The sequence below is a fragment of the Mesorhizobium sp. 113-3-9 genome (genome assembly GCF_016756515.1).
GTDB lineage: Bacteria > Pseudomonadota > Alphaproteobacteria > Rhizobiales > Rhizobiaceae > Mesorhizobium.
This window is the reverse complement of sequence record NZ_AP023246.1, coordinates 6,526,651-6,545,479: the sequence shown is the minus strand read 5'-3', so window position 1 is coordinate 6,545,479 and position 18,829 is coordinate 6,526,651. Positions and strand designations below refer to the sequence as shown.

The 18,829-nt window shown below is 64.8% G+C and carries 15 protein-coding genes; 13 read left to right on the top strand and 2 right to left on the bottom strand.

The features are described 5' to 3' along the window. The first annotated feature begins 88 nt into the window (after positions 1-88). The gene (locus MesoLj_RS36760) at positions 89-937 is read left to right on the top strand and encodes an Lrp/AsnC family transcriptional regulator (protein ID WP_342215814.1); all 849 of its coding nucleotides are present in this window, start codon (positions 89-91) and stop codon (positions 935-937) included. An 87-nt stretch (positions 938-1,024) separates the two neighbouring features. Here MesoLj_RS36760 and MesoLj_RS31595 read toward each other — a convergent pair whose 3' ends face one another. Then, the gene (locus tag MesoLj_RS31595; protein WP_140775009.1) at positions 1,025-1,909 is read right to left on the bottom strand and encodes an HpcH/HpaI aldolase/citrate lyase family protein; all 885 of its coding nucleotides are present in this window, start codon (positions 1,907-1,909) and stop codon (positions 1,025-1,027) included. A gap of 181 nt (positions 1,910-2,090) precedes the next feature. Here MesoLj_RS31595 and MesoLj_RS31590 point away from each other — a divergent pair, with 181 nt between their 5' ends. The 3 genes from MesoLj_RS31590 (at position 2,091) to MesoLj_RS31580 (ending at position 5,254) form a co-directional block, all read left to right on the top strand. Continuing rightward, on the top strand, positions 2,091-2,885 hold the full coding sequence (locus MesoLj_RS31590) for an enoyl-CoA hydratase/isomerase family protein (protein WP_202323777.1): 795 nt from the start codon (positions 2,091-2,093) through the stop codon (positions 2,883-2,885). A gap of 2 nt (positions 2,886-2,887) precedes the next feature. Next, a complete protein-coding gene (locus MesoLj_RS31585; RefSeq protein ID WP_202323776.1) occupies positions 2,888-4,189 on the top strand; it encodes an MmgE/PrpD family protein in 1,302 nt (433 codons plus the stop codon). Positions 4,190-4,282: 93 nt separating this feature from the next. Beyond that, positions 4,283-5,254 carry an SMP-30/gluconolactonase/LRE family protein gene (locus MesoLj_RS31580; protein WP_202323774.1) on the top strand — a complete coding sequence of 324 codons (972 nt, stop codon included), beginning with the start codon at positions 4,283-4,285 and terminating at the stop codon, positions 5,252-5,254. 157 nt (positions 5,255-5,411) lie between these two features. Here the strand turns inward: MesoLj_RS31580 and MesoLj_RS31575 are convergent, their stop codons facing one another. Continuing rightward, on the bottom strand, positions 5,412-6,140 hold the full coding sequence (locus tag MesoLj_RS31575) for a GntR family transcriptional regulator (RefSeq protein WP_140775013.1): 729 nt from the start codon (positions 6,138-6,140) through the stop codon (positions 5,412-5,414). A gap of 367 nt (positions 6,141-6,507) precedes the next feature. Between MesoLj_RS31575 and MesoLj_RS31570 the strand changes: the two genes are divergently transcribed. The 9 genes from MesoLj_RS31570 to MesoLj_RS31530 all read left to right on the top strand — a co-directional run bounded on the left by MesoLj_RS31570 (position 6,508) and on the right by MesoLj_RS31530 (position 18,808). Next, complete coding sequence (locus MesoLj_RS31570; protein ID WP_202323773.1) at positions 6,508-8,700, top strand: hydantoinase/oxoprolinase family protein; 2,193 nt, start codon at positions 6,508-6,510, stop codon at positions 8,698-8,700. Then, on the top strand, positions 8,697-11,021 hold the full coding sequence (locus MesoLj_RS31565) for a hydantoinase B/oxoprolinase family protein (protein WP_202323772.1): 2,325 nt from the start codon (positions 8,697-8,699) through the stop codon (positions 11,019-11,021). The genes MesoLj_RS31570 and MesoLj_RS31565 overlap by 4 nt, the downstream gene beginning before the upstream one ends. Further along, complete coding sequence (locus tag MesoLj_RS31560) at positions 11,018-12,529, top strand: aldehyde dehydrogenase family protein (RefSeq protein WP_202323771.1); 1,512 nt, start codon at positions 11,018-11,020, stop codon at positions 12,527-12,529. The genes MesoLj_RS31565 and MesoLj_RS31560 overlap by 4 nt, the downstream gene beginning before the upstream one ends. 37 nt (positions 12,530-12,566) lie before the next feature. Beyond that, the gene (locus MesoLj_RS31555) at positions 12,567-13,400 is read left to right on the top strand and encodes an SDR family NAD(P)-dependent oxidoreductase (protein WP_202323770.1); all 834 of its coding nucleotides are present in this window, start codon (positions 12,567-12,569) and stop codon (positions 13,398-13,400) included. Then, a complete protein-coding gene (locus tag MesoLj_RS31550) occupies positions 13,387-14,733 on the top strand; it encodes an acyclic terpene utilization AtuA family protein (RefSeq protein ID WP_140775017.1) in 1,347 nt (448 codons plus the stop codon). Before MesoLj_RS31555 ends, MesoLj_RS31550 begins: the two co-directional genes overlap by 14 nt. A gap of 1 nt (position 14,734) precedes the next feature. Then, the gene (locus MesoLj_RS31545) at positions 14,735-15,079 is read left to right on the top strand and encodes an AtuA-related protein (RefSeq protein WP_244735226.1); all 345 of its coding nucleotides are present in this window, start codon (positions 14,735-14,737) and stop codon (positions 15,077-15,079) included. 72 nt (positions 15,080-15,151) lie between these two features. Then, positions 15,152-16,228, top strand: a complete 1,077-nt coding sequence (locus tag MesoLj_RS31540; RefSeq protein ID WP_140775018.1) for a sugar ABC transporter substrate-binding protein — start codon at positions 15,152-15,154, stop codon at positions 16,226-16,228. A gap of 130 nt (positions 16,229-16,358) precedes the next feature. Further along, complete coding sequence (locus MesoLj_RS31535) at positions 16,359-17,288, top strand: ABC transporter permease (RefSeq protein ID WP_181180067.1); 930 nt, start codon at positions 16,359-16,361, stop codon at positions 17,286-17,288. Next, positions 17,285-18,808 (top strand): sugar ABC transporter ATP-binding protein, encoded by a 1,524-nt coding sequence (locus tag MesoLj_RS31530; protein ID WP_181180068.1) that lies wholly within the window; start codon positions 17,285-17,287, stop codon positions 18,806-18,808. Before MesoLj_RS31535 ends, MesoLj_RS31530 begins: the two co-directional genes overlap by 4 nt. Positions 18,809-18,829: the final 21 nt, after the last annotated feature.

Sequence of the window (18,829 nt, the reverse complement as noted above, 5' to 3'; positions counted from 1 at the left end):
GAGGGTGGCTCCGCTACGCCAAGGCAGGGGCGCCGTCTTCCTGCATGTCAGCTCCAAGTGAGGACTGTTCGATGCTGACCACTGCGCCATGCCGCGCGAAACGCGACGTGAGCAGGATTGGATCCGAGCCGGCGGGCACCAGCAGTTCGAGGTTCATGGTCGATTTGCCACCAGGCAGCGGTTCAAGGTGAAGCCTGCGCAATGTGAGGCCGAAGCGCTGGGCATCGCCAAGAATCCGGATCGTTCCATCGAACGGATCGACGAGCACTGTCGATATCTGGAGTACGTCCATTCGAAGTTTCGATCTTTCGTCCAGCATGGCGCCTCCCAGCCAAGGCAGGCTATTCCGATCCACGTCCGATTTCTTTCTTTTGTTCCGCCAAAAGCAGGGTATTGTCGGCAGGATCTTCTGCAAAAGACGGAATTGACCGACATGTCTTCTGTAAGGAAGCGCAGGCAGACATCTGGCGAACTGGACGTCATTGATCGAAAGATTCTATCCGCCCTGCAAGGGAATGCGCGCCTCACCAACAACGAGCTGGCGGAGCAGGTCGGCCTTTCGCCATCGCCTTGCTGGACGCGCGTCAGGCGCCTTGAGGCAAACGGCACGATCGAAGGTTATACGGCGGTCATCGATCAGTCGGCGCTGGGCCTCGGCGATATCGTCTTCATCGAGATCACGCTCCAGCAGCATGACGAACATGTGCTGCAGCAGTTCGGCAGCGAGCTCGCACGCATACCCGAGGTGCTGGAGTGCCACCTTGTGACGGGGGACTACGATTATCTCGTCAAGGTGGCGGTCGCCGGCACCGCCGACTACGAGCGCTTCCTGCGCGAACGGCTGTACCGCATCAACGGCATCCGGCATTCGCGCAGCACCTTCTCGCTTCGGGCGCTGAAGCGGGTTGTCTCGGTCGATCCGCTGGCGGTGGGCTGAGGAAAGCGGCCCCGCGTTTTGCGTGAAATCCAGGATCCGTTCAGTAACGCCGAGCGGTGCCAGCGATGCCATCTGGCTGCAGAATAGCTAGAAAGTCTTCTCCATCCGACCGAGCAGGCGCTCGGCTGCCGCGAGATGAGGCGTGTCGATCATCCGGCCCTTGTACCGGAAGGCAGCGCCTCCACCCTCGCGAGACATCCGCAATATGGTGCGCGCATCGTCCATTTCCTCGACCGAAGGCGAGAACGCCGCGTTGATCGGCTCGACCTGCGAGGGATGGATGGCGAGCTTCCCGGAAAAGCCCATCCAGCTTGCCTCGGTCGCTTCCCGCTTCAGTTGCTCGCCATTGGCGATGTCGATGAATGGCGTGTCGACGCAGGCGATGCCGGCGGCGGAGGCGGCAAACATAGCCAGCGAACGCACGGTCTTGAAGGCCTCGAGAATATCGCCATTGTCGTGGCGCGTGCGGCGCGCGCCGACCTCCACGCCGAGATCCTCCATGCCCCAGAACATCGCGCCGACGCGCGGGTGCGCGAGTGCGATCTCTCGCAGATGGAAGATCGCCTCCGGGAGTTCGGTTGCGATCGGAATAAGCGCCATGGGCCTGGCCCCGGGCGCCTCGGCGCTTTCCAGCATCCGCGCGAATTCCACCACGTCCGGCGCGCCGGCGACCTTCGGAACGACGTAGCCGTCAGCGCCGGCGCCGACCGTTGCGGAGATATCCCGCTCGGCCAGTCCGGTTTGCAGGGCGTTCAGGCGAACCACGATCGGCGTCGTCACGCCCTCGGCCCGCGCGTTGCGGATAGCCTCGGCGGCCGTCTCGCGCGCAGCCGCCTTATTGTCGGCCGTCACCGAATCCTCAAGGTCGACAATGATGACATCGGCGCCGCTCGACCAGCATTTGGCGAGCTTGCGCTGGGAATCGCCAGGTACGAAAAGCCACGACCTGGCAAGGCGAAAGTCCTTCGTCATCCGCGTCCTCCACCATGCTGGGTATCGCCGCGACGGATACTGCACCGAGGAGGCGCCTAGTATTCGGATCGACGTATGAATCTATCACGAGGAACTATGAGGGTGGCGCGGCCGGTTCGACTATTGTCGCGGCATTGATCCTGGCGCCTTGCGCGCGGACCCACAACCGCATGGGCAGCGGATGACAGCCGATTTCCAGACCCTTGAAGTCATACAGGAACGCGAGCACGTCGAAACGGTGGCGCTTAGCCGGCCCGAAGCGGCGAACGCGCTGAACACCCGCATGGGCGAGGAACTGGTTGCCTATTTCGAAGCGCTCGCGATGACGCCGTCGCGGCTGCGCTGCGTGATCCTCACCGGCGCGGGAGAAAAGGCGTTCTGCGCCGGCGGCGACCTCAAGGAGCGCAACGGCATGTCCGTCGAGGCCTGGGCCGCCCAGCACCTCGTGTTCGAACGCATGGCGAGGGCGCTGGTGAACTGCCCGGTGCCGATCATCGCCGCGGTGAACGGCGCGGCCTATGGCGGCGGCTGCGAGATCGCGGCGGCCTGCGATTTCATCTATGCCTCCGAGGGGGCGACATTCGCACTCACCGAAGTGAAGCTCGGCATCATCCCGGGGGCCGGCGGTACGCAGTCCATGGCGCGGGCGGTCGGAGAAAGGCGAGCCAAGGAACTGATCCTGACTGGACGTTCCTTCTCGGCCGCCGACGCCCTGGAATGGGGATTCGTCAACGCCGTGTGCCCAGCCGATGCGCTCACCGGCAGGGCCCTCGATACCGCCATGCGGATATCGATCAACGCGCCACTCGCGGTCCGGCAGGCCAAGCAGGCGATCGCGCGCAGCTCCGGCCTGTCGCTCTCGGATGGAATGGCCTTCGAGATCGAAGCCTACAATCGGCTTGTTCCGACCGAAGACCGGCTGGAGGGCGTCAGGGCCTTCAACGAAAAGCGCGCGCCGCTTTTCAGGGGATGCTGAACATGCCTGCGGGACAGATTTTCGCGCTTTCGAAGGGCATTGGCGATTTGTCGCCTGCCACGAGACGGGAAGTCGAACGCGCCTATATCGACACGCTGGCAGTGCTTTGTGCCGGGTGGAATGAACCGGTCACAAGGGCTTTGCGCCAGACCTACCCACATGTTCGCGCACCCTGGGAGGCGGTCAGTCCGTCCGATGCGGAGACGACGGCGCTGACCTGGGGCACAGCTGCCCATGCGCTGGATTACGACGACGTCCATATGACCAGCGTCACGCATCCAAGCGCCGTTCTTGTTCCTGCCATCGAAGCCGTCGCACGGCTGGTTCCCGGCACCGGTGGCAGGAAGGCTGGAGCGTTTGCGGTCGGCCTTGCCGTCAATGTGGGCCTTGGCAATGCCATGGGCTTCGCCCATTACGAAAAAGGCTGGCACGCCACATCCACCATCGGCGCCCTGGCCGCGGGAGCGGCCATCGCGCACCTGCTGGACCTGGACGAGCGCGCCTTCCGCTCCAGCCTCGCCGTCGCCGCGGCCCAGTCGGGAGGGCTGCAGCGCAATTTCGGCACCATGATCAAGCCGCTGCAAGCGGGTCTTGCCGCGCAAGCGGGCATCCGCGCCGCGCACCTGGCGAGGTCGGGCCTGGAAGGGCCCGGCGATGTCTTCACCGGCAATAACGGCTTCCTGGCCGTCTTCGAGGGACCGCCGGATACCCGGCTCGAATTGGACATTGAGGCGGCGGTCGCCGGCCTGTCGCGAAAGCTGTTCGCCTGCTGCTATATGGCCCATCGGCCGGTAGCCGCCGCCATCCGTCTTCACGAAGCGGGAGCGTCCGACCTGCTCGCCGATCAGGATACCGGGGTTGAGGTCGAGGTTCCGCCGGGCTGCCTCAAGGCGCTCACGGTCGACATTCCGGCAAGCGGATCCGAAGCCAAATTCTCCGGCAAATATACGGTGGCGCACGCGCTCTCGACTGGACGGCTGGGCCTGTCGGCATTCGTTCCCGAAAGCGTCGCAAGCCCTGAATTTGCCGGCATCGCAAGGCGCGTTGTCCTGCGGGAGACAAGTACCGCGGGAGAAGCCGGCGTGGGCATCGATCGCGGCAGCGTCACCGTCAGCCTCGTCAGGGGAGGTTCGGTTGCCGCGCGCATCTCGATCGAGGCCTATCCTGGGTCACCCGCCGCGCCGATCACCGACGCGGCGCTCGAGGCCAAGCTTTCGGATTGCATTGCGATGGGCGCCCCGCACGAGAAGGATCTTGCCGCACGGTTCAGGTCGATGGCGAAGCAATTCGCGGGGAACGCCTGACAGGAAAGCGGATCGCGATAACCAGGAATGTCGAGGGTGGAAGCGGCTCAACGCCGCCGCCGCCGGAATCATTGCGCGCCAATTGGGGGCAGTATGGACAAGATAGACCCGAGTGAACTTAGTTTCGTTTCCAACGGCTTGAGCCGGCCGGAGTGCATTCTGTGCACTGCTTCGGCGGGCATATTCGTATCGCACGACCCGATAGGCGTTCTTCACATTGCCGCGGATGGCAGCCGAAAGCTCTATGGCCGCCAGGATGGCGTAACTTCCCAGCAGTTCACGCCAAACGGCATCGCGTTGATGCCGGATGGCCGGCTGATGATCGCAAACAGCGGCCTGGAAGGCGGGGTTTGGCAGGTCGACCGCAGCGGGGATTGCCGGCCCTTTCTAATGGAAGTCGAGGGACGGCATCTCTACCCGGTGAATTTCGTGCTCGCGGATAAGGAAGGCCGGCTCTGGATTTCCGTCAGCACCCGCCAGGTGCCGCGCGCCAAAGCCTATCGTCACGATATCGCGGATGGCTACATCGTGCTGTGGGACGGCAAGACCGCCAGGATCGTTGCCGAGGGTTTCGGCTACACCAACGAGTGCCGGCTGTCGAACGACGGCGCCTATCTCTATGTCAACGAGACCTTTGCCAGGCGGATTTCCCGCCTTCCTGTCGCCGCGGATGGTTCCCTCGGGGCACGGGAAACCTTTGCTGAGCTCGGCATCGGAGATTATCCGGATGGAGGTACTTTCGATGCCATGGGTGGCTATTGGCTGACCAGTGTGGTCTCCAACCGCATCTATCGTTTCGAGCCCGACGGCAGGCCGCGCCTGATGTTCGAGGACGCCGACCCGGCCTACGTGGCCATGGCCGAGCAGAGCTTCAAGAAGGAGGGGCTGACCGCCGAAATCCTCTATGCCGACGCGGGCAAGACGCTCAACCACATCGCGAGCATCGCCTTTGGCGGGGAGGATATGCGAACCGCCTATCTAGGCACGCTCAAGATGAACTGTTTCCCGACCTTCCGCTCGCCGGTTCCTGGCGTGCGTCCCGTCCACTGGAACTGGGCGTTCTGATCACCCGCGCATCGCCGGCGTTTCCGCCGAGCCGGCGTCGCCTGTCGGTGAAAGAGCGAACCCGATGGCTGCGTCAGTCCGGCCGGACTTACTTCCAGGCTTAGGGAGCCTTGCCGCGAAACACTCGCGGACTTCCGGCGGCATGTTGCGGCCCGCCCTAAAGGGAGGCCGCATCGTTCTGCAGGCGAAGCGCTTGGCGCGCTCCCAGTATGTGCGCGGACATCAAGGCTTCGGCCCATTCGCCGTCGCCCTGCCTCAAGGCCTGCAATATCTGGCTGTGCTGCTCGAAACTGCGCCGCAAGACGTCGCGCGGATAGAGGCTGATGGCACGCCTGACCATCGGCAGTTCCGTCAGCGCCGTCACGATCGACACGAGCCTTGGCGAATTGGAGGCTCGCAGGATCGCGGTATGGAATTCGGCATTGAGGTCGGTGCACCGCTCGATCCAGCCATCCGTCCCGGCATCGAGCAACTGCGTCATGGCGGTGGTCAGCTCCTCCAGATGGTTCAGTTCCGGCATTTCGATCTTGCCCGCGGCGAGACGCGCCGCATAAGGCTCCAGCCGCACGCGAAGCCCGTAGATCTCCTCGAAGTCGGTGTCGGTGAGCCGGCTGACGAATGCTCCGCGATTCGGGATGATCTCCACGAGACCGTCGCCTTCCAGCCGCGCGAGGGCTGCTCTTACGGGCGTCCGGCTCACCCCGTAGGTCTGGGCGATCTGCGACTCCACCAGATGCGAGCCAGGCAGGAGACGTCCTCTGAGGATCTCCGTGCGAAGGCCCTCATAAAGGGGTTGCGTGCTGGCGCGCAGGAGCGAGTTTTCGGCTTCAAAAGAGCGATCGTCCTCGATCGCCCGGGAATCCTGCAGTTCGGCGGTTGTCGACATGTGCGAACGCTATTCTCTCGATGTGCCCGGCGTCATTATCAGTCCTACACCAGCGCAGGATCGTACACAATCCCGAGTTGCGCGAAATGATGGACGTCGCTAACATATTGAAAAATATGAGACACTTCGTGCCTGCCTGCATGGTGATGTACACAAACTTCTAGTGAGCGTAATTCATTTATCAATTTTTACGCTTATCCATCTGTTTTGATGGTACACAATTTCAGGCGAAAATTCGCGATTACCGATGACAATCTGGTGATTATGGGTTGCGCGAAGAGGTCAATCGTGTACATTTTCGGCCGATCGCATTGATAAGTCTAACTCAGTTAGCGATTTTGAGGCCAAATAGTGAGGGAGGTGCGCCTTGGGAGGAGAACCGGGTGCCAGCAATGCCGCCGCGCGCGCAGGTGAGCGATACGGCATAGGGGTCGATATCGGGGGGACATTCACCGATTGCACGGTCGTGTCGCGCGGTGGGGCCATCTATGTCGGCAAAGTGCCGACGACGCGCCACGCGCTTTCCGAAGGGTTCTTCGGCTCCATCGCCGACGCCGCGGCGCAGATCGGCATCGGCGTCGACGAGCTGTACAGGCGCTCGGAGCGTCTCTCCCACGGCACCACGGTGGGCATCAACGCGATCGTGACGCGGACCGGCGCGAAGGTTGGCCTGCTGGCAACCAAGGGCCACGGCGACGCAATCCGGATCATGGACAATTCGGGCCGAATAACCGGCGTCTCCATCGAGGAAGTCCTCGACTACACGCGCTCCAAGCGGCCGCGCCAGTTCGTCGAGCGCGAGCACATTGTCGAGGTTACCGAGCGGTTGGATTCGAAGGGGCGCATCGTCGTCCCGCTCAACGAGGACGAGGTTCGCCGTGGCGTGGCCCGGCTCCTCGCCGGCGGTGTCGAGGCCTTTGCCGTTTCCTATCTCTGGGGCTTCCTGCGACCGGAGCATGAGTTGCGCACGGCCGAGATCATCCGCGAAGAGGCCGGGGATACTTTCATATCGCTGGCTCACGCGACCGATCCGCGTCTCGGCGAGTACGAGCGCACGGTGACGACCGTTCTCAATGCCTATGTCGGCCCGTTGATGCACGACTATATCGGGGCGATCGTGGACGGCGCGGCTGCGCACGGTTTTGGCGGCGATGTGCTGTTCGCCCATTCCGACGGCGGTCTGGTCACGGCCGACTTCGCTCGTCGCCATCCCATCATCACGTTGCAGTCGGGTCCGGTGGGCGGCGTCGTCGCCAGCGCCAATGTCGGCCTCTATGGAGGCATGCCGAACGTGATCGCGACAGACATGGGCGGCACCACGCTCGACGTAAGCGTCATCTACAATGGCCGCCCGAGTGTCGCCGATGTCGCGAGCGTCGAGCAGCATGCCTTCCACCTGCGCAAGGTCGACGTCGAGTCGGTCGGCGCCGGCGGCGGCAGCATCGCCTGGATCGACAAGGAATCGAACACGCTCAGGGTGGGGCCGCATTCCGCGGGCGCCGTCCCGGGGCCGGCCTGCTACGGTCGCGGCGGTCGCGAGGCCACCGTGACGGATGCCGACGTCGTTCTCGGCATCATCGACCCCGAAGGCAGTCTGGGCGGCGACCTGAAGATCGACGGCAAGGCCGCGCGGGCCGCCGTCGGCGAACTGGCGCAACGGCTCGGCATGACGGTCGAGCAATGCGCGGCGGGCATCGTCGAGATCGTCGACAGCAAAATGGAAGACCTTGTGCGGCGAGTGACGCTGCAGCGCGGCCATGATCCCCGCGACTTCCAGCTCTGGGCCTATGGCGGTCACGCCGGCGCCCACGCGACCCTTTACGCGCGCGATCTCGGCGTGCAGACGGTCGTCGTGCCGATGGGCAACCTGGCCTCGGTGTTCTCGAGCTTCGGCATAGGCACGGCCGACATCGTGAGGACGCGCGAGGCCAGCCGGCACCTGCGCACCCCGTTCGACCAGACGGCCATCGACACGCTGAACCAGACCTTCGCCGAACTACAGCAGGCGGCAATCCAGGATTGCGTGGCGATGGGTGCCCGCCCGCAGGACGTCAAGATCGAGCGCACGGCGAACCTCAAATATGCTTTGCAGGTGTTTGAGGTCGAGACCCCTGTCCCCGACGGGCATCTCGACGAAGCCGGCGCGGCCAAGCTGATCGCCAACTTCGATGCCGCCTACGAACAGCGTTACGGGAAAGGGTCGCGCTATGCCGAAGCCGGCTACGCGCTGACCGAAGTGCGCGTGCGCGCTTCCGTCGCCTGGGACCGGCCGCAGGTGCCGCGCGAGGCGGCGACCGACAAGCCGCTCGCGAGGCGGACCAGCAGGCAGGTCTACTGGCAGGAATACGGCAAGGCCGTGGAAACGCCGATCTACGCCGGCGGCTCTGTCCACTCCGGTCATCGGATCGAAGGTCCGGCTGTTATCGAATATCGGCATACGACAGTTGTCGTTCGTCCCAACCAGACCGCGAAAATCGACCCGATAGGCAATGTCGTCATCGACCTGTCCGCCATGGCCATCGGAAGTGTGCGGGCTGCCAAGCAGAAGGTGGCGTCATGAATATCGCCGTAACCCATCCCAGCGAAGCCCGGCGCCGGGCAGCCAGCCTGCTCGACGGCTACATGCCCGGTGAAAAGCTCATCGTCGATCCGAGCGTGGCTTTCCATCGCGATTACGAGAAGAACCTCGATCCCGTCACCTACGAAGTGCTGCGCTCGAAGTTCTGGAACCTGAACTGGGACCACCAGGAGGCGCTGCGGCGCGCGTCGGGATCGCTCGTGGTCGTCTACGGTTTCGACTTCAACACCTCTATCCAAACGGAAGAAGGTGAGGGCGTCGTGTTCGGGCCCGGCAACCTTTTCTTCGCCGGCTGCGCCGATCTGTGCGTGAAATGGACGCTGGAGCATCGCTCCGGCGGCTCCGGCATCAATCCGGGCGACGTCTTCATGCAGAACGATCCCTGGGTCGGCACCAACCACCAGATGGATACGGCGGTGTTCGCCCCGGTCTTCGTGGACGGCAAGCTGTTCGCGTGGGTCTACAACGTCGTGCACCAGCGCGAGCTGGGCGGCGTGGAGCCGGGCGGCTTCGTCCAGCAGGCCCAGGACGTCTATAGCGAAGCGACATTCATGCCGCCGATCAAGATCGTCGATCGCGGCGAGCTGCGCGAGGACGTGCTGGACATGTGGGTCCGGCGGTCGCGCCTGCCCGACCTGATGACGTTGGAGACCAAGGCGCAACTGGCCGGTGTCCAGTTCGCCAAGCGGCGCCTGGAGGAAATGATCGAGCGCTACGGCGCCGCCGTCGTCAAGGGCGCCATGCGGGGCGTCATCGACAACGCCGCCCGCACAGTGGGCCGCAGGCTCGAAAAACTGCCGGATGCGACGTGGCGGGACCTTCGTTATGTCGCCGGGTCGAGCCCGGGCGACAAGAACCTCTATAAGCTCGGCCTGACTTTCGAGAAGCGCGGCGACAGGCTGCGCGTCACAAATGAAGGCACGGACCGAAGCGTCGGTTCCTTCAATATCACCCGCGGCGTCCTGCGGGCGGTCATCGCCAATGTGTTCATCCCGCTTCTTGCCTATGACCAGTTCCTTTGCGGGGCCGGCGTCCTGCGGCAGATAGATTTCCTCGTGGAGGGCGGCGACCGGATAACCTCCGCGCGCCATCCGGCGGCGGTCAGCACGTCGATCGGCATGTGCACGGCGGGCGCCCAGGCGCACTATCTCGCCGCCAAGATGCTCTCAGCGGATCCTGAACTCGGCGCGCATGTGTTCGCCGCGTCCTGCCTGCACACGCTGGTCGTGAACCAGGTGTTCGGACGCGACGAGAACGGCACCCCCTATGCCAATTTCCCCTTCGACTCGGTCGTCGGCGCGATCGGGGCCTTCACGTTCCGAGACGGTATCGATCACGGTGGCGGCATCCTGTCGATGATGAACCCGGTGGGCAGTTGCGAGGGCTACGAACGCGAGATTCCGTTCCTGTATCTCTATCGCAAGGAAATGCCGGCCTCGGGCGGCCATGGCCAGTTCCGCGGCGGCTGCTCCTTCGTATCGGGCTTCACCGGTCACCGGACCGACCACGCGTTCATCTCCTCGGGCGGCCTGTTCCAGACGGTCACGCAGGGACTTGGCCTGGTAGGCGGCTTTCCGGCGACGGCCGGGCTGATGCGCCATGCGACGGGAACCGGCGTGCCGGCCCTGCTGGCCGGCGGTACGTTGCCGGGCGGTCCGGAGGAACTCGAGCAACTGGTGCCGGACCTTGCGCCGCCGCCGACCAAGAAGTTCGACAACCGGCTCGCCGAGGGCGATGTGTTCGAGAGCTGGGCGCAACCGGGCGCAGGCTACGGCGATCCCCTACTGCGCGACCCACAGCTCGTCGCCGGCGATGGTTCCTCCGGCCGTCTTCTCGAAGGTGACGCCTTGCGCATCTACGGGGTGGTGTTGAAGGACGACGGCTCCGTCGACGCCGACGCCACCGCCCAGGCCCGCAAGAAGGCTTATGAGCAGAGGCTGTCGCAGGCCGGCAAGCCGCGCCGTCCGGGCTTGTCCCGGGCATCCGGCAAGGTGATCGGCAAGGTGCTCGCCACCGTCAATGTCTGCGAAAATGCGGAAGGTCTCGTCCTCACCTGCAGCCATTGCGGTACCGGCCTCGGCACCGGCGAAACCGGCTATCGCGCTGGCTGCGCCGAGCTCGACATGCCGTTGCCTTCGATCTCGCCCTATTTTGGCGATCCGTCGACGCAGGTAACCGATGCGCTGGTGTTCCGTCGCTTCCTCTGCCCGTCCTGTGGTTCGGCTCTCGACGGCGTCATCTGCCGCCCGGCCGACGAGCCTTTCAACGATATCACGGTCACTCGCGAGGGCGCGCGGTCATGAACGTCATGATTGGGAAGGGCGCGACGCTGCCGTCGTCGCCGGGATGCCTCATCGACGGCGTATGGGAGACAGGCGAGGGCGAGGAGATCGTCGTCGTCAATCCCGCGAACGAGACTGTCCTGCATCGGTTGACGGGAGCGTCCGTCGAGCAGGCTGACCGGGCTACCGCCGCCGCCCGCCGGTCGTTCTTTGAGGGCCATTGGTCCCGCATGGCTCCGCGCGAGCGGAGTCGGCGCATGCACCATCTGGTCGACCTGTTCGAGGCGCGGCGCCAGCAGCTCGCGGAACTGATCGTCGATGAGGTCGGCACGCCGATCCGCATCACGCACGGCCTGCAGATCCAGTTCGCGATCGATGTGCTGCGCTGGTTCGCGGACAAGGCCGCCGAGGGACCGCGTGGCGGCTTCGAGGAACTCCTGAACCTGCACAAGCAGCCGATCCTGTCGGCCAGCATGCTGGTGCGGGAACCCGCCGGCGTGGTCGCCGCCATCACAGCCTACAACAACCCGCTGCTCCTGCTCGGGCGCAAGCTCGGTCCGGCACTCGCCGCGGGCTGTACGATCGTGGTGATGCCGTCGCCGCGCGCGCCGCTCTCGACCATCGCCTTCATGGAACTTCTCGCCGAAGCGGACCTGCCGAAGGGAACGGTCAATCTCGTCGTCGGTGGCGTGGATGTCGGCCGCCGGCTGAGTGAGAGCCCGGATGTCGACGTGGTCAGCTTCACCGGCTCCCACAAGGTCGGCGCTCAGGTCATGCGGCAGGCGTCCAGCACCCTGAAGCGCGTGACGCTGGAGCTTGGCGGCAAGTCGCCCAACATCATCTTGCCCGGCGCGGATCTCAGCGTGGCGGTGCCGCCATCCCTGCTGCGCTTCTGCCTGAACAGCGGTCAGGGATGCGGTTGCACGACGCGAACTCTGGTCGCACGCCAGGCCTATGACGAATATGTCGAGCGCTCCCGCGATGCTCTCGGAAAGCTGGTCGTCGGTGACCCGCGTGACGAAAGGACCGACCTCGGCCCGCTCATTCGCGCCGAACAGCGCGACTTCGTGCAGGGACATGTGGATCGTGCCCTGGCGGGCGGCGGCCGCATCGAGGCCGGCAATCCGAAGGATCGTCAGCAAGGATACTTCGTCGATCCGATGGTGATCGGCGGCGTCACCAACGACAGCGACATCGCCCAGACGGAGCTGTTCGGCCCCGTCGGCGTGGTCATGCCTTTCGACGACGTCGAGGAGGCCATCCGCATCGCCAACACCAGTTCGTTCGGCCTCAACGCCAACATCTGGGGCAGGACCTCCGAGGCGATCGACGTCGCCCGGCGCATAAGGTCGGGCACCGTCACCATCAATGGCGGCGGCGGCATGCGGCCCGATGTTCCCTGGGGCGGCTACGGTTTCAGCGGGCTCGGCCGCGAAGGCGGCGAGGACGGCTTCCTCGAATATCTCGAAACCAAGCACATCCAGTGGCCGCTCGACGGCGAGCCAACCAAGCCATTCGGCACCAAGTGAGACGACAGACGGCTGCCGGCCATAACAGGAGTTGGGAATGACGGTACACCAGGGAGAAGGGCTGTCGCTGCCCTCTGCATTCAGCCTGCGGGATCGCGTGGCCGTGATCACCGGCGCGGGCTCCGGCATGGGGCGCGCCTGCGCCAGGGCCTTTGCCGAGGCCGGCGCCACTGTCTATGGCCTTGACCTCAACGGCAAAGCCGTGGAGGCGGTTGCCGGGGAGGTGTCCTCCGCCCAGGGTCGAATCCATGCAGTGGCGATCGATGCAAGCGACGACGCCGCGATCGATGCAGTGCTTGCCCGTATCGAGCACGAGCAGGGCCGCATCGACGTGCTGTTCAACCATGCCGGCCGTGCGTGCGCTCCTGGCTTGGCGCTGACCAATGACGACTGGCTCGCGGGTACTAACCTGAACTTGCGCGTGCCAATCATGCTGACGTCCAAGGCGCTTCCGCTTGTGCGCAAGTCCAAGGCCGGATCGCTGATCTACACGGCATCGATAGCCGGCCTGGTGGCCTCGCCGAACAGCCCGCTCTACTCGGCCGTGAAACACGCCATCGTCGGTTTCACCAAGGCGGTGGCCGCGGCTCTCGGCCCGGAAGGCATCAGGGCGAATGCCATATGCCCCGGTACGATGGAAACCCCGATGCTGATCGATTTCTTCCGGGCCACGGCGGATGTTGCCGATCCCAAGGCCGCGACGCGCGCCGACGTCGCCGGGGGCGTGGACCGTTTCAAGCAACTCGTCCCGCTGGGCCGGACCGGCGTGCCGGAGGAGGTGGCGGGGATCGCCCTGTTCCTCGCCAGCGAGGCCTCGCGCTACGTGACCGGAACGGCCATACCCGTGGATGGTGGCTATGTCGCACGCTAAGACCGTCCGCGTCGGCTGTGGTTCCGGCTTTGCGATGGACCGCCTGGAGCCCGCGCTCGATCTCGCCGCCAGCGGGAGGGTCGACTATCTCGCATTCGACGCGCTTGCGGAGCGCACCCTGGCCATGGCGCAACTGCGGCGGCAGGAAAACCCGCGGCATGGTTACGACACGCGGCTGGAGGACACGCTTGACGGTCTTGCGCCATATGTCGCCAATGGCCTGAAGGTCGTCGGCAGCTTCGGCGCGGCCAATGTCGAGGCCGCGGCCGAGGTGATCGTGGATCGCTTCCGCAACGCGGGTCATCGCGGCGTCAAGGTCGCCGCGATCGTCGGCGACGACGTGCTGAAGCAGGTCCGCGAGATCAACCCGTTCATCGAGGAACTCGACAAGCGCATAGGCGATCTCGGCGAGCGGGTGATCTCGGCCAACGCCTATCTCGGCGCGCGCGAGATCGTCGAGGCGCTCGGGCAGGGCGCGCAGTGGTGCGTGGGCGGCCGCCTCAGCGACCCGTCGCTCTATGTTGGACCGATCTGCCACGAGATGGGTTGGTCGCTCGACGACTGGGACCGCGTCGCCCATGCGACACTCGTCGGTCACCTCCTGGAATGCAGCACGCACATTACCGGCGGCTTCTTCGCCGACCCGCCCTATCGCGAGGTGGACGGTATCGAGAACCTGCCGTTCCCGCTCGCGGAAGTTAGCGACGGACATGCCATCATCACCAAGCTCGATGGCACTGGCGGCCTGGTGGACGACCGGATCATCGCGGCCCAGGTGTCCTACGAAGTCCATGACCCGGCCGCCTACACCAATCCCGATATCGTCGCGGACTTCACGCAGGTCACGGCCGAGACCGTGGCGCCGCACCGGGTCCTGGTTCGTGGCGCCAGGGGGAGCGCGCGCCCGGACAAGCTGAAGGTGCTCGTCGGCATCGACATGGGGTGGAAGGTCGTCGCCGAGATTTCCTACGCGGCCGCCGGCTGCCTGTCGCGCGCCCAACTGGCGCAGAAGATCATCGCCCACAAGCTGGCGGCGATGGGAGGAGACATTCTGGAATCGCGACAGGATCTGCACGGCTTCAATACGCTTGTCGGCGATACCTTCCGCGACCGCCGCAACCAGGATCCAGTCGAGGTGCGCATGCGCGTCGCGGCGCGCTGCCGCACGCGCAAGGCGGCCGAGCGCCTCTCGCTCGAAGTCGAGCGGCTCTACCTGGAAGGGCCCGCCGGCGGCGGCGGCGTCGTCAGGCGCGTCGAACCGGCGCTGGGCGTGTTCCCGATCTACATCGACGCCGGCGTCGTCACCCCGTCCATCTCTTACATGGAGACCTGACATGGGATCGTCGAAGCCCAGCAGCGGTTTCATTCCCTTGCGCGAGATCGCCTTTTCCCGATCCGGCGACAAGGGCGACACGATCAACGTGTCCGTAATCCCCTACGACAAGAAACACTGGGAACTGATCAGGGAACAAGTAACCATCGATGTCGTGCGCCGGCTTTACGCAGGCTTGGTCAACGGCGAGATCACCCGCTACGAGCTGCCGGGAACGCGCGCGCTCAATTTCGTCATGAAGGGCGCGCTCGCCGGCGGCGTCTCCATGTCCCTGCGTGTCGATGGACACGGCAAGTCATTCCAGTCGCTGATCTTGGAGGCTGAAGTATCAGCTCCAACGGCGTAGCCGGGCTCGTATTCACGAGCCTGGGTGCGCGGGCGCCGCCGCGCAGAGGGTAGTCCAAAGGGAGGATAGATAATGACATTTCCAACGAAGCGCGGGTTGCGATTGCGCAAGACAGTCGCCGCGATTGCCGCCGGCCTTGCACTCGGCACGGCGGCACTGAGCAGCGCCAGCGCGCAAGAAAAGACGGTCTCGTTTCCGGTCGACAAGAAGACGATCGGCTATGTCGACCTGATTGCCTCCGGTGCCATGCAGCGCCGCTTCTACAGCTACTTCACCGCCGGCACCGACGCTCTCGGCTGGAAGGTGATTTTCCAGGATGCCCAAGGCGATCCGACCAAGGCCAACACGGAAGCGATCAACCTGATCAACCAGGGCATCGACGCGCTTGTCGTCTCCTGCGCCGACTCGGCGCCGATGCGCCCGGCGTTGAAACTTGCCAAGAGCAAGGGCATCCCGGCTGTCCAGGCAGGCTGCCCGATGACCGACGAGAAGGCGTGGGACGCTTCGTTCCCGCTCGATGACGCCGCCGTCGGCCATGCGCTGGGCGAGTATGTCGGCAAGCAGATCGGCGACAACGCCCAGGTCGGTATCCTCGGCGACACCGTCATCCTGGCCGGCAAGATCCGCACCAACGCGGTCAAGGAAGGCATGGCGGGAGCCAAGGCGGTGATCGTGGGCGACCAATCGGTCAATCTGACCGACATCGTCGGCAACTCGCGCAAGATCGTATCGACCTACCTGACGGCCAATCCGGACCTGAAGGCTATCCTGGCGGTGTACGACTTCTTCGCCGCGCCCGCCGGCAACACGATCAAGAGCGCCGGCCGGGCCGACAAGGTGTCGGTTTATTCGTTCTTCGCCGACGCCGTGAACGTGCCCTACATGAAGACCGAAGGCTCGCCCCTCAAGGCGGTTGCCGACGGTCCGGTGGAGCAGGTTGGTCTGCTGGCGGTCGACCAGTTGCTGGGTCACTTCAAGGCGAACAAGCCGTTCGATTCGTCCGCCGCGCAGCGCCTGGAGGTTCCTGTCGAGATATTCACCCTCGAGAACCTGCCGCCGGCTGGCGAGGATTTCCTCACCCCGTATCCGGTGAAGAAGTACATCGACCAGTACAAGGAGAAGTGGACGAAGGAGTATGGCGGGAACTGATCCCGCCAGCATCCAGTCCGAACAACGTACGACCAGGGTTTGAAGAATGTCGATGCAGCAGGTCGCGAAGTCGCCTGCGCCCGTGGCGGGCGCAGGCGGGGTGGAGGTCCGGAAAGGCGCGGAGCGCACGATGCAGTTTCTCCTCAGATACGGCGTGTTCGCGGTATTCGTGATCATGCTCGTCATATTCTCGGTGCTTCGGCCCGGAACGTTCCTGCAGATCGATACGCTGCGGGCGATCCTGGTCGACGCGGCCGTCCTCGGCGTGGTGGCCTCGGCCCTCACGCTGGTGCTTGCGATCGGTGAATTCGACCTGTCCTTCGGCAATGTCGCCGGCCTCGCGGGCGCCATTGCCGTCTATTCCATGTATATGCTCGGACTGCCGGTTCCGATCGCCATCCTGCTTGCCCTGATAGCGGGACTTGCGGCCGGCGCCATCAGCGGCATGATCGTCGCCCACGGCAAGGTGCCGGCGCTCATCGCCACCCTGGCCGTGGGCTCGATGGCGCTTGGGCTCGAACGCGCTGTCATGAACGACAACACCGTTTATGACGGTATTCCGCCGGGATACGTCGCCTTGACCGAGACCAGCTTCGCCGGCTTGCCACTGATCGTTATCATCTCGATCCTCGTGGTGATCGCGCTCAGCCTGATCTCGTCCTTTACCGTATTCGGCCGCCGCATCTATGCCATCGGCGGCAGCGACGAGGCCGCCAGGATCGCCGGCATCCGCACCAAGCGGGTGCGCTGGCTGACATTCGTGGTGATGGGTCTGACCGCGGCGTTTGCGGGCATCCTGCTGACATCGCAGGCGGGTTCCTATTATCCCAACAGCGGGGTCGGATTGCTTCTGCCGGCCTTCGCGGCCTGCTTCCTCGGTTGGAGCGCCGCGGGCGCGAACCGCTTCTACCCTGCCTATACCTATTTCGGCGTGCTCTTCATGGGCACGCTGTCCACCGGACTGATCATGCTGCAGGTCCCTTCATGGGTCGACAATTTCGTCCAGGGCGCAGTCCTTGTGTCAGCCGTGCTGGTCGCCAGGGCGGCGCGAACGAGATGACGGGCCAACCCTCCATCGCCCCTGCAATCGCCCTCGAGATGCAGGGCATCCAGAAAGCCTATGGCGGCGCGCCGGCCCTGCGGGACGGCTGCCTGCGCGTGGAAGCCGGCACAATCCACGGTATTATAGGGCCGAACGGCGCCGGCAAGTCGACGTTGGTCAAGATCGCGTCGGGACAAGTCAGACGGGACGCCGGAGAAATCCGGGTACGGGGCGACGCTGTCCACTTCCAGGGGGTGCCTGACGCCCTGGCTGCCGGCGTCGTCGTGATGCCGCAGGAGCTCACCATCGTCCCGGAGCTGTCGGTGGCCGAGAACATCACGCTCGGCCGCGAGCCCTCGCTGTGGGGTATGCTCAGCCCGCGCCACTCTGTGCGCGCCGCCGAAGCGGTGCTGCGGCGCATGAATGTCGACATTCCCTCGGCGACGCCGGCGGGAGAGCTCGGACCGGCCTCGCAGCGCGTGGTCATGCTTGCCCGCGCGTTGCACGCGGGAGCCCACACCGTCATTCTCGACGAGCCCACTGCCGCGCTCAACGCGACAGAGGCCGAAGTCTTCCTGGGCGTGGTGGAAACACTCCGGGAAGCAGGGGTTGCCGTCGTCTATATCTCGCATCGTTTCGGCGAGATCGAGCGGCTCTGCGACGAGGTGACCGTCATGCGCGACGGCCGCACCGTCGACAGGCTCATCGGGGATCGTTGCAACCAGCATGAGCTGGTATCCGCGATCATGGCCGAGGGCGAGACGGGTAGTGCGCCGGAGCGCGCGCGCGGCCGTTACGACGCCTCTCCCGCATTGCTGGCGGTCCGCGATATCGTCGGCAAACGCCTGCGCGGTGTCAGCCTCAGCCTCGGTCGCGGCGAGATATTGGGCCTGTGCGGCTTGCCGGGGTCGGGCATCAACGAACTTATGGAGATACTCGGTGGCGCGGAGCGGCCCGTGCGTGGCTCGATCCTTGTCGACGAACGCGAAGTGGCCTTCGCCGATCCCGCGGATGCGCTGGCTTGCGGGATCTCGTACCTGCCCGTCGAGAGGGCCCGGGCCGGCATGCTGGATCTCACCATCCGCGCGAACCTGATGGCTTCCAGTATTCCACGGGTCGGCCGTCTCGGGGTGCTCAACGCCGCGATGGAAAGCCGTTTCGTGCGGCCCGTCGTCTCGGAACTGGGCCTCGAGCGCAGAATCGAGGAGCCTTTGCGCGCCCTCTCCGGCGGCAACAGGCAGAAGATATTGCTCTCGCGCTGCATGCTGGCCGACGCCCGCGTCCTGATCCTGGACGACCCGACTGTCGGTGTCGATGTGAAGGCAAGGCAGGAAATCCACGACCTGCTTGCCCGGATTTCCGGCGAGGGGCGCTCGGTGGTGGTGGCGGTTAGCGAACCGGAAGAACTGGTCGGCCTTGCCGATCGTGTCCTCGTGCTTAGCCGGGGCCAGGTCTCGACGGAATTGAGCGGCGGGAAAATCACCTCGGAGGCGCTCGTACGGGCAGTCACGACGGCAGGAGCCGTGCTAAACGCCTAGAGTCGGAAGCCGTCTCCAGAT